This is a genomic window from Rhizobium sp. SVR5-9E, from assembly GCF_056755095.1.
The window spans coordinates 46,138-54,787 of record NZ_JBNDHS010000040.1 but is presented as its reverse complement, the minus strand read 5'-3'; the positions used below and the strand labels follow the sequence as shown (position 1 = coordinate 54,787).

Here is an 8,650-nt window from a genome sequence, read left to right as displayed (position 1 = left end):
CGTGATGGGGGGCGTGGGCTACAAATGGGAAGAATGGCTCTCTGCGTTCATCGGATATCGCGCGCTCGGTGTGAACTACAGCAACGACAGCCTGACCCAAGATGTCATCGAGCACGGTCCGATCCTGGGCGCCGTGTTCCGCTTTTAATCGACGTTCAACTTTGCGGCGGCTTCGAAACGTGTCGCCGCAAAGGTCCATCGGTTCGCTGATCTGCCGGGGCTCCGGCAAGCGTTCTGATGCAAGTCATTGGTTGAAAGCAAAGATCTTCTTCCAATCGTTCTTCATGTCGACCACCAGCCAATTCCGGAGTTCCGCCTCGTCCAACGCCTTGTCGAGCTTGCCGAACGACGATTGGCGGTCATAGGCGTATTCGCGGACGCCGTCGGTGTGATGGACGATCATCGCAAATCCTGGTGGTTTTGCTGCTGCCGCCCAGCGTAGCATCTCGTAGTCGCCGTCCGAATTTCCGGCGACGAAGATGGGCTTGCGGCCGATGAACTTGTTGATACCCACCGGCTTGCCGGGACCGTCGTCGACGAAGTCGATCTTCGGCAGCCGGTTCAGCACCGGTACGTCGTCGACGATCGCAAATTCGGTCGTGATGGTGCTGCCGACGACCTGTTCCGGCGGGATACCGTAGAGCTTCTCGGTGACCGGCCGCATGAATTCGACGCCGCCGCCCGACACGATGTAGGTCTTGAAGCCGTTGGCGCGCAGATAGTCCAGGAGCTCCCGCATCGGAAGGTAGGTCATCTCGGTGTAGAGCTTGCCGGTCTCCGGATGCTTCGCAGTCGTGAACCAGTCGGTGACGATCGTGTTGAAATGATCCGTCGTCATGCCGGCATGCGTGGCCATGCCGAGTTCGACGATGCCCATTTCTCCGCCCTTGGCGAGGCCCTTCAGATCGCCCTCGAGAACGCTCTTGAAGGGCTCCTTCGTCTTCCATTCCGGGTGCTCAGGGGCGAGCGTCTTCACGCGGTCGAGGATGAAACCGAGCTGGATGTAGTAGGGCTGCTCCGTCCAGAGCGTGCCGTCATTGTCGAAGACGGCGATCCGATCTTCGAATGCGACGTAGCGTTCGCCGCCTTCGGTCACGGTTGCCTTGACGAAGTCCATGATGCGGCTCTTGGCTGCCGTGTCGTTCCACGAGGGCAGCGGCTCTTGCGCCAGCGCCGGCAGGGCGCCGATCACCATCAGCACGAAAGCGACGATGAAAGAGGCGAGGATCGTGTCGACGTCTCTATAGGAGCTTCTCATCGTGTTTCTCCCCAAATCATTTGTTTCGTTATCGCGGCATTCTTTTCACACAGCGGAAGCCGACATGGCTCGTTGACGTGTCTTCGGGTTCGGCATGGCGGGCGGCGGGGCGGTAGCGGCGGCAGTAGTTCGGGGCACAGAGATGCGAGCCGCCCTTGAGTACTCGCCGCGGAATCCGGATCGCCGGCTGGTTGGGATCGTAGCTCGCCTCGGCATCGCCGCCGCGCGGGTTCTTCGGAATGCAGCAGGCCTTAGCGGCGGGTTCGCGATGCCGCGTGCTCCAGTAGTCGCCGGTCCATTCCCAGACGTTGCCGATCATGTCGTAGAGCCCGTAGCCGTTTGGCGGAAACGACCGCACCGGCGACGTGCGCTCATGGCCCTTCGGCTTCGTCGAGTAGGTCGGGAAGGTACCTTGCCAGGTATTGGCCATGATCTTGCCACCGGGCGTCATCTCCTCGCCCCAGGCAAACTCGGTGTCTTCGAGCCCGCCGCGGGCGGCAAACTCCCATTCAGCTTCCGTCGGCAGGTCGAGCCCGGCCCAATCGGCGTAAGCCCTGGCGTCCGACCAGGCGATGTGGATGACCGGATGGTCGAGCTTGCCGCGCAGGTCGCTCAACCCCCCGAGCGGTCGGCGCCAGTTCGCGCCGAACTTGAAGGTCCACCACTGCGAAATGTCCGGTCCGCTGACGCCTTTCGGCTGGACGAAGAGCAGGGAGCCCGCGCGCAGCATCTCGGGAAGGGCGCCCGGATAGTCCTTGGCGTCCGGCGCCTTTTCGGCCATTGTGACGTGGCCGGTGGCCTTGACGAACTCCATGAATTTGCGGTTCGTCACCGGCGTTTCGTCGATCCAGAACCCGTCGACGGTGACCGGATGGGCAGGCGCCTCCTCCGGATAGTGCCGATCCGAGCCCATCGTGAAGGTGCCGCCGGGAATCCAGACCATGCCGTCTGGTGCAGCGCCCGAGGTTGGAACGTCGTCGAATGCCGAAGCCATCGTCGCCTCCGGTTCAAGATGCTGCCAGCATCGCGCGTGAAGGGAAGGGGCGGAAGTACGTTACAGTAAATGCGGGCGTCGTTTACGCAAGCAGGAACGTAAATGAGGGTAGATTACCGCTGCTGACCGGACGGATTCAACGGCGGCAGGATCTCGGAATTCATGACGGATCCGGCCCTTCGGAAATCTATGGATTTCTGCAGAACGTGCCGATCGACCTTGGAATCTTCGGATCGGAACAGGCTCCGGGAGAGGAGATCCACCTGCAGCCGGAGATCTCTCGGCCCATCGTTCGCCCAGTCTTCCAGCGAGCGGTATCCCTGGTCGCGGCTCCAGTCCTGCAGTCCGGCATAGACGGCCATCTCGTCGGCCGACCCGATCGTCTTCCTGAGTTGGCGCAGGCGGAAGGCATGGGAGGCGCGGTATCGCTGGCGAAGCCAGCGAACGCGTTCGGCCAAGAGAGGCCCCAGCCGCCGGCCGAGCCACACGAGCGCCGCAGCTGCGAGCAGCGAAAGTATGCCTATCGCCAGCCTCTGCCTGTCGACGTGCGCGGGGCGGCCTTCGTCCTGCGTGCCCGCGTCCGGTGTGATGGTCTGGCGTATCGGTGCCGGTGCTACGGTGACCGGGACGGCGGGAAGGGAGGCCGTATCCTCCCGATGGTTGTCGACATCGAACCAGTCGTAATCGATCTCCGGAAGCGAATAGCTTCCGACCGCTTCGGCCGTGTATACGAGGGTCTCGATCCGTCGGCTGGCCATCTCCCGTCCGATGGCGATGCCGTCTTCGATCTTGGGCTGCTTCACATATTCGTGGAGTCCAGCCACCGTTCCGCCTCGCACGGCAGGAATCATCATGGCTTGAGTGTCCTCAGCGGTGATCGTGATCGTCCGGACGAGGGCGTCTCCCGCCTTCAGCGACGCCGGATCGCGGTCGAACGTCTGTTCTATGGTCAGTTTGCGTGCGGCGAAGGCGACCCGCTCCTGCATGCCGGGGCTTCCCTGTACCACGAAGGAGACCGACGGCGCTGTGACGACGCCGCGGGCGGGCTTGCCATCGACCGAGTAGCCGAGTTCCATTTCGATTGGCGGGACGACGTAGCGGCCGGGCATTTGGGGCACGACCGCGTAACGTCTCCGGATACCGGAATATTGGACGCCGTCCACGGTCTGGAGGAGGTTCTGCGCGCGTTCGTCCGGAAGCGTAACGAGTGCGTTCGGAAGATCAAACAGCGGAAACTGCGGAGGCGACGTGAAGAAGTCCGGCGCGAAGACATCCACCGTGACATACACCTGCCGTCCGGGAACAATGTCGCCGCCGTCGTCGACCGTCGCCTGCGCGAAGGGTTCTGCCGCCAGCGCCTGCAGCGGCGTCAGGAGAAGGAATAGTAGAAAGGCCAGTCTCATGGCGTCGCCTTCCGATCCTCAAGCGCGAACTTCCGCGTCATCAGGTCAGCGGGGCTCACCTGGATGTTCTTCATCCACATCTCCGATGTCTGCTCGGCAACGTTGACCTGCCCCGCCTTGCCTTGCTTGCCCTTGTCGTCGAACTGGACGCTGTCCGGCTTCTGGTTCGGGTCCTGCTGCTGCTCCTCGTCCTCCTCTTGCTGCTGCTTCAGCAGCTGCTCGGCAATACCGAGATTTGCCTCTGCCTCCGGCCAGCCGTTTCGCTTTTCCAGCGCCTTGCCGTAGGCGGCGCCGGCTTCTTCGAACTTTCCGAGGTGGAGGAGGGCATTGCCCTGATCGAACCAGCTTTCGGCGGTGTCGACATTGGCCAAGGAATCGACCGCATCCTGGAACCGGCCGGCCCGGTACAGGGCGACGCCTTTCCACATCGGGTCCTTGAAATGCATCGAAGCTGACGCGAAGTCTCCGCGCTCGAAGGCGAGGCGGCCTTGCTGGTCGGGCGTCAGCCACATGTCCACGAGGCTCGCAGCCTCGGCGGGCGGCGGGGAGAGGAGCCTTGCGCAGGCCAGCAGCACCGCGACCTTCACAACCCATCCGCGGCGGAATGAAAGCCCAAGCAGCAATGCCACCGGTATAAGGAGCCACCATCCGAGATCCCGCCAGCGATCGCCCTCCTTCGCCGCCTGCTGGGCGAAATTCCTTCGCACGTGCTGGGCTATCCATCGGACATCGGAATCGTCGTCGGTGATGGTTGCGACGCCGGCTCCCGTCTCGCTTCCGAACTGCTTCAGGCCATCGAGATCGAGCTTCGAGGCGACCCTGTCTCCCCCGGCGCCGGTCAGGAAGCCGCCGTCCGCCTGCTTGACGAGCCCGCCTTCCGCGGTGCCGACGCCGAGGACGAGGATGCCGCTGCCGATCTCTTTGGCCGAAGCGTTGGCCGCCTCTTCGACACCGTCGGTCATGAGAAGGATCGTGCCCGAGGAGCCATCCGCCTTCAGGAGGCTATCCGCAAGCCTCAGAGCAGCCGCGGTGTCCTTGCCGGGCTTGGGCATGATGCCGGTCGCCAGCGCATCGGTGTAGGTTTGGACGAGCGCTTCGTCCTCTGTGAGCGGCACGACGAGATGAGCGGTTCCCGAATAGGCGACCACGGCCGTGCGCGCTCCATCACGGGCCGCCAGAATGTCATGGATCTTCAGCTTCGCACGTTCGATGCGGCTCGGACTGATGTCCACGGCGTCCATAGTCGGCGAGAGGTCGACGGCGATGACGAGGGAGGCTGTGTCCGAGACGAAGGGTGGGGCTTCGCGCTGCCAGGTTGGCCCGGCCACTCCGAGGACGGCCAATGCCATGAGCGCGGCGATCATCCAGGCCGGTTTCAGCTGATTGCGCCGATCCGGCTCGATGACGAGGCTGTCGAGCAGGTGCGGCGCGAGCATGCCTTTCCATCGGCTTCGGATGTCTCCCGAGTGCGCGGCGAGCCAGACAATCATCGGCGGCACGATGAGCGCGAGAAGCCACCAGGGGCGGAGGAAATGGAAGTCGGCGATCATGCGACAGCCCTCCGTCGAACGAGGCCGATCGCTCCAGCGACGCAATACCAACCCGCCAGCAAGGCCACCGCTGCAGCGAGCGGCCAATGGAAGAGTTCGGTCCGTGGCCGCCAGGAAAGGTTCTTCTGGTCCTCCGGCGTGATGGTGTCGAGTTCCGCGTAGATGGCAGCCAGTTGATCTTGGTCGCCGCCGAAGAAGTATCGTCCGCCGGTGCCGGCGGCGATTTTCTGCAGCGTCGTCGTATCGAGCTTGTCCTCGCCCGTGGCGGCAGGATCCCCGATGCCGACGGTGTGGATCACGATGCTTTTTGCCTTGGCGACCTCGGCAGCCTTCAGCGGCGGCATCTTGCTTGCGGTGTCGTTGCCATCGGTGAGGACGATCAGCACTTTTTCCGGAACGGTTGTCTTGTCGAACATCCGAATGGCCAATCCGAGGGAATCTCCGAGCGAAGTCCTCGGGCCGGCGATGCCCGGAAGCAGGCCGTCGACCATGGTGCGGACGAGCTCGTGATCCATGGTGAAGGGCGCCAGAGGGTAGGGTGCATCGCCGAAGGCGATCAGTCCGATCCGGTCTCCTGTCCGTTTGACGATGAAATCGGAGACGACCTGCCGGACGGCGTCAACGCGTGGCTCGAGCGTCCCGCCGGGCGCGCGAAAGTCCTTGGTGTCCATCGACTGCGACAGGTCGAGCGCCAGCAAGATGTCGCGTTGCGGCTCCGTCTTTTCGATCGGCGGCTCGACGAACTGGGGGCGGGCGAGCGCCAAGACGACCAGGCACCAGGCGAGGCCCTCGACGATCGCCTGCGGCCAGGAGCGGCGAGGAACAACCGAGCCTTCGGTCGGACTCATGCCTGCTGCCTTTGCGACGAGTTCGAAGAACGGCAGGCGGATGGAGGCGGAGGTTTCCCGGTGAGGCGGCAGCAGCCACCAGACAAGCAGCGGCGCCGGCAAGAGAAGGAGCAGCCATGGGAGGTCAAATTGGTACATGGTGCTTCTCGATCCAGCGGCGGGCGCCGAGCAGGAGATCGTCGCCCACGCTCGGCGGAAGGGCTGCGAGGGACCCTTCGTCACGATACTCGAAGTCGTCGAACAACCGCTCCAATGCATGGCCTTCGCCTGCCTCTGCGGAGCCATCCAGGAATTCGTTCCAATGCGGGCCGGCCAGCGACGCCACCCGCTCCCGAGGCCAGACGGCAAGCGCCGTCCGTTTCAGCACCTCGGCAAGGCCTTGAAGGCCGCGTTTGCGCGTCATGGGACTACGGATATCGCCAGCGACGGCGTCGAGCAGGCGTAGCGCCTCCCGGCGATAGGCATTGCGGCGGTAGCGTCTCAGCGCGAGGAAAGCCCAGGCGAGCAGGGCCACGAGAAGGATTGCCGCGAGTGCCGCCCACCCCCAGGTCTGCGGCATCCACGAAACCGGCGGCGGAACCGCGATGTCGTGCAGCGAGCGCAGTGCGGTTTCCGTTATCGGGTCGAGCTTGGGGTTGGGCTCCATCAGTGCCTCCGTTGCCGCCAGGCCGATTGCTCGAGGAGGCGACGAAGCTGGGGCGCGGTTTCCTCCGCTGCCGATACCGGCAGCATCGGAAGGCCGAGATCCTTCTGCCAGGCGCGCAGGTCCCTGCCGCGGTTGCGGGCAAACGCATCGACGGAGCCGCGAACGGAACTTCGTCCGAGCGCAAGCTCCGCCTGCAGTGTGCCGCCACTGACGACGATCTCGCCGCTCGTCGGCGGTTCCAGCAGAAAGGGATCGTAGACAAGCAGGCAGATGACATCGTTACGGCCGGAAAGCCTGAGCAGGAGATTTCGCGTGGTCTCGCCATAGCCGTCGAAATCACTGACGACGATCACCAGATGGTCGTGATGGGCGATGCTGGCGACCTTATGCAGCGCGTCGTCCAGTGCCGCGGGCGAGGGTGTGACGGCATAGGTGGCGGAGAGCTGCGCATTCTTTTCCGCAATTCTGTTGGCGAGCGCGATGACGGCATTGCGGCTGCGGTGCGGCTTGACCTCATCGGTGCCGCCATCGCCGAAGACGAAGCCGCCGACCCGGTCGCCGGAACCGAGAATGCGCCAGGCGCAGAGCACGGCCGCCTCGGCCGCGGTGACGGATTTCATCGACCGGCGGCTGCCGAAGAACATGTTGATCCGCTGATCGACGACGAGGATTGCCGGGCGCTCCTTCTCCTCGCCGTAGGCGCGGACGACCGGCCTGCTGGTGCGGGCCGTCACGCGCCAGTCGATCGAGCGGATGTCGTCGCCCGGCAGATATTCACGCAGCTCCTCGAATATGAGGCCACGGCCGCGCAGGGACGATTGCATGCGCCCTGCAAGCTGCTGATGGCTGCGGGCCTTCTGGACGAAGCTCAGGTCGCGGGCGCGGGCTTCGAGAGCCACGAGCTGTTCAGTCGTCACATAAACACCGCCGCTGACCTTTGCCCCGGTCATGAGACAGCCACCAGTTCGGTGATGCGGTCGATGACCTTGTCGGCGCTCGTGTTCGAGGCATGGGCGTCATAGGAGAGGATCAGCCGGTGCCGGAATACGTCGTTGACGATCGCCTTCACGTCATCCGGCGTCACGTAGTCGCGGCCCTTCAGCCAGGCATAGGCGCGCGAGACCTTGTCGAGGCCGATGACGCCGCGCGGGCTGACGCCGACCTGCAGCAGCTTCGCGAGGTCCTTGTCGTAACGGTCCGGATAGCGCGTCGCAAAGACAAGGGCGACGATGTATTTCTCCACCGGGTCGGAAACCGTCACACTGCCGATCTCCTTGCGGGCATCGAAGACGGCCCGTGGATTGAGGCGTTCTACGGGAGCAGGCTTGGCGCCGCCATGGGCGGCGTTCTCTTCGTCGCGATTGAGCCGCATGATCGCGGCCTCCGATTTCTCGTCGGGATAGCCGACCTCGACATGCATCAGGAAGCGATCGAGCTGCGCTTCGGGCAACGGATAGGTGCCTTCCTGCTCGATCGGGTTCTGTGTCGCCATCACCATGAAAAGATCGGGCAGCGGGTAGCTCTTGCCGCCGACCGTGACCTGCCGCTCCTCCATCGCTTCCAGCAAGGCGGATTGCACCTTGGCGGGCGCGCGGTTGATCTCGTCGGCGAGAATGAGATTGGCGAAGATCGGGCCCTGCTGGAACTTGAACTCGCCTTTTCCGCCTTCGGAAAAGTAGACTTCCGAACCGGTGATGTCGGCCGGCAGCAGGTCCGGCGTGAACTGGACGCGCGAGAGCTCGGAATCGAGGTTCTTCGCAAGGCTCTTGATCGCGCGCGTCTTGGCAAGGCCGGGCAAGCCTTCGACGAGCAGATGGCCGTTGGCCAGGAGCCCGAGCAGCAGCCGTTCGACCATGGTTTCCTGGCCGATGATGGACTGGCCGATGCGCTCGCCGAGGGCGAGGATATCATCACGTGCCGTCATGTGTGCTCCGTGGAATTACGGATGGCG

8 protein-coding genes are annotated in these 8,650 nt (G+C 63.8%); all 8 read right to left on the bottom strand.

Features of this window, described 5'->3' with window-relative positions:
* Nucleotides 1–244: 244 nt before the first annotated feature.
* Complete coding sequence (locus ACPYOJ_RS18620; protein ID WP_481417578.1) at nucleotides 245–1,195, bottom strand: HAD family hydrolase; 951 nt, start codon at nucleotides 1,193–1,195, stop codon at nucleotides 245–247.
* Nucleotides 1,196–1,286: 91 nt separating this feature from the next.
* On the bottom strand, nucleotides 1,287–2,252 hold the full coding sequence (locus tag ACPYOJ_RS18615) for a formylglycine-generating enzyme family protein (protein ID WP_481417577.1): 966 nt from the start codon (nucleotides 2,250–2,252) through the stop codon (nucleotides 1,287–1,289).
* 113 nt (nucleotides 2,253–2,365) lie between these two features.
* Nucleotides 2,366–3,655, bottom strand: a complete 1,290-nt coding sequence (locus ACPYOJ_RS18610) for a BatD family protein (RefSeq protein WP_481417576.1) — start codon at nucleotides 3,653–3,655, stop codon at nucleotides 2,366–2,368.
* A complete protein-coding gene (locus ACPYOJ_RS18605; RefSeq protein WP_481417575.1) occupies nucleotides 3,652–5,205 on the bottom strand; it encodes a VWA domain-containing protein in 1,554 nt (517 codons plus the stop codon). Before ACPYOJ_RS18605 ends, ACPYOJ_RS18610 begins: the two co-directional genes overlap by 4 nt.
* The gene (locus tag ACPYOJ_RS18600; protein ID WP_481417574.1) at nucleotides 5,202–6,191 is read right to left on the bottom strand and encodes a vWA domain-containing protein; all 990 of its coding nucleotides are present in this window, start codon (nucleotides 6,189–6,191) and stop codon (nucleotides 5,202–5,204) included. Before ACPYOJ_RS18600 ends, ACPYOJ_RS18605 begins: the two co-directional genes overlap by 4 nt.
* A complete protein-coding gene (locus ACPYOJ_RS18595) occupies nucleotides 6,178–6,699 on the bottom strand; it encodes a DUF4381 domain-containing protein (protein ID WP_481417573.1) in 522 nt (173 codons plus the stop codon). Before ACPYOJ_RS18595 ends, ACPYOJ_RS18600 begins: the two co-directional genes overlap by 14 nt.
* Nucleotides 6,699–7,649 (bottom strand): DUF58 domain-containing protein, encoded by a 951-nt coding sequence (locus ACPYOJ_RS18590; RefSeq protein ID WP_481417572.1) that lies wholly within the window; start codon nucleotides 7,647–7,649, stop codon nucleotides 6,699–6,701. Before ACPYOJ_RS18590 ends, ACPYOJ_RS18595 begins: the two co-directional genes overlap by 1 nt.
* The gene (locus tag ACPYOJ_RS18585) at nucleotides 7,646–8,623 is read right to left on the bottom strand and encodes an AAA family ATPase (RefSeq protein WP_481417571.1); all 978 of its coding nucleotides are present in this window, start codon (nucleotides 8,621–8,623) and stop codon (nucleotides 7,646–7,648) included. The genes ACPYOJ_RS18590 and ACPYOJ_RS18585 overlap by 4 nt, the downstream gene beginning before the upstream one ends.
* Between the last annotated feature and the right edge of the window lie 27 nt (nucleotides 8,624–8,650).